Consider the following 2,064-nt stretch of genomic DNA (forward strand, 5'->3'; position numbering starts at 1 on the left):
AATATTTTCATGGTGCAATGTTTTCATGGTGCAATGCCTCCTTTGTTTAGCCATATTTCGGCTTCTTCTTTTTTGGAAAACTGCCAAAAAGCTTCTGATTTAGGGGTTGTTTGGGCTTCCCAACTTTTTTTGTCAAAACCATAGGTTTCGGTGATCAGGCGGTATTTTTTTTTCCAGATTTCATCTGTCAGCGGCTGATGGATGCTTGCCTGTTCAACAGGCTTTGGATAATAGGCTTTGTTGCCATCATCGTAGGCAAATGTCCAGAGTTCTTTGGTCCAGATTCGCTCTGCATTCCAGAGTTGAATTACTGCCCTACTCACTTCCTCATGGCGCAGGTGTTTGGTGTATTCACCAGAGGGGTTGTGGGTGATGATCCGGTCAAAATGATTAGAGGGCATTAGGTTCAGGATGGTTTGCTGAAGCGCGACCGGGTCGGTGGGGTTTTGATCAGGACCATCGTCCAGATCCCACATGCAGCCTCCTGATTTAAGTACTTTCAGCGCATTGTAAAACCGGGCTGCTCGTTCTTGATCGTCTCCCCGGCAAAGGCAAACGATGTACAAATGCCAGGCTGGACTGCTCAGGATGGTTCCACCAGCCCAAAGCGTTTCGTCATCGGGATGCGCTACAATAACACAGACAGTCTTGTTCGATAAGCGGGTCATTGATAACAATTAGAATCAACTAGGATTCAATGAAGAGGCTTGTCTCAACCGGAGTGCTTTCAATCATCAGGTAGGTGTCGTGTCTGGAGATCAGTTTGGAAACGCCGAATAGCAGGGCAGCGCCGAGCAGTTTTTTCAAGGGCTGGTGCGTTACGCGTTTGAACAAAATTTTCGAGAGGTATCCGACCCCGACCCCCACTGCCAAGGTTAAAAGATCAGTCTTCAGCTCACTCGACCTATTGATTTCCTTGACGGTATTGCGAATGAAGTTGATGGGTTTAATGCTCTCATAAGCGAGGTTGAATTCCGCTTTGAGCATTTTTCCTTCGGTAACCTGTCTGTATTCCAAAGCCGTAATGGCTGCTCTAAGTTCTGAATCCGAATTGATCTTGTGCATGGTAGATTATTGAAAAGTTTGGGCAATGATTAAATCGCTGATGGGTTTCTTTATCCATGCTTGCCGAAAAAAATACAAGACCAATCCAGCGATCAAATAACCAGCAGCTACAATAAAAAAACCATAGTAGACCTTACCGAGCAAATCACCCAGCAACAGCGCAACGCCTATGCTTAAAACAAAGACAAACAAGAAAATCAGGATGAATACGCTCAGTTGTGCAACCAAGGAACCCAACACAATCGTAGTTGTTTCCAGTGCTTTAAGAGTCGAAAGCTCATAGGTCGTTTTGCCGTATGCCTCGGCTTTCTCAACTAATGCTTCCATTAAGTCTGCCGGAGTTTCCATCTATTATTTTTTAGCTGATTCGAGATCAGCCATTTTGGCTCTGCCGTTTGCCTCTAGCTCAGCCATTTTGGCTTTGCCGCTTGCCTCTAGCTCAGCCATTTTGGCTTTGCCATTTTCGGCCATGCGTACGGCTTCTTTTTTTACCGCTTCAAATCGGTCGGTAATGCCTTCGATGAATTCATTGAATTTGTCGCCCAGGTCTTCTACGTAGCGCTCACTTTTTTTGGTAAGTTTACGGCGGGTAGTTGTTCCTTTTTCTGGTGCAAACAAAATGCCCAAAGCGGAGCCAATGGCCAATCCGGCCACTATGCCCAATACTGTTCTTTCGGTACTCATGGTGTTTATTTTTATTTGTGGTTTGATAGGACTGTTAATGAAGCAGCCACCTCCGAGGTGGCGATTCGTTAACAATCTATTGATTATCTATTACAAAGATCAGGTTTTCAAGAAGCATAAGCGTTACACAATTCCTATATAGAGTTGCATGATTCACACATTGGAAGGATGGTTTTTCAAAAAAAAGAGAAAGAGTAGGAACGGAAAGTCGTACTATTGACCTCCACCCTACCCTTCACCTAAAATCACAATTGGTCTTATCTTAGGGGCGATAAAAAAATAAGTGATCATTTTGCCAGAGGATTAGATAAGTAA

At 44.3% G+C, this 2,064-nt stretch carries 4 protein-coding genes; all 4 read right to left on the reverse strand.

Annotated elements, in window-relative coordinates; all coding sequences use genetic code 11:
- Positions 1-23: 23 nt before the first annotated feature.
- From ABW391_RS18350 to ABW391_RS18365, 4 genes are read right to left on the reverse strand one after another with little or no spacing between them, the layout of a single operon-like run.
- Positions 24-668, reverse strand: a complete 645-nt coding sequence (locus tag ABW391_RS18350; RefSeq protein ID WP_353483362.1) for a PIG-L family deacetylase — start codon at positions 666-668, stop codon at positions 24-26.
- A gap of 19 nt (positions 669-687) precedes the next feature.
- On the reverse strand, positions 688-1,065 hold the full coding sequence (locus ABW391_RS18355; protein WP_353483363.1) for a hypothetical protein: 378 nt from the start codon (positions 1,063-1,065) through the stop codon (positions 688-690).
- A 6-nt stretch (positions 1,066-1,071) separates the two neighbouring features.
- Positions 1,072-1,413, reverse strand: a complete 342-nt coding sequence (locus ABW391_RS18360; protein ID WP_353483364.1) for a hypothetical protein — start codon at positions 1,411-1,413, stop codon at positions 1,072-1,074.
- Between the two features lie 3 nt (positions 1,414-1,416).
- Positions 1,417-1,749, reverse strand: a complete 333-nt coding sequence (locus ABW391_RS18365) for a YtxH domain-containing protein (RefSeq protein ID WP_353483365.1) — start codon at positions 1,747-1,749, stop codon at positions 1,417-1,419.
- Between the last annotated feature and the right edge of the window lie 315 nt (positions 1,750-2,064).

Origin of the sequence: Haliscomenobacter sp., assembly GCF_040403615.1 — a bacterium.
In the GTDB taxonomy this organism is placed as follows: domain Bacteria; phylum Bacteroidota; class Bacteroidia; order Chitinophagales; family Saprospiraceae; genus Haliscomenobacter.

Bases quoted from the DNA above. Each gene is read 5' to 3' on its own strand.
- ABW391_RS18350 (WP_353483362.1), bottom strand. From the start codon at position 668: ATGACCCGCTTATCGAACAAGACTGTCTGTGTTATTGTAGCGCATCCC.
- ABW391_RS18355 (WP_353483363.1), bottom strand. From the start codon at position 1,065: ATGCACAAGATCAATTCGGATTCAGAACTTAGAGCAGCCATTACGGCT.
- ABW391_RS18365 (WP_353483365.1), bottom strand. From the start codon at position 1,749: ATGAGTACCGAAAGAACAGTATTGGGCATAGTGGCCGGATTGGCCATT.
- ABW391_RS18360 (WP_353483364.1), bottom strand. From the start codon at position 1,413: ATGGAAACTCCGGCAGACTTAATGGAAGCATTAGTTGAGAAAGCCGAG.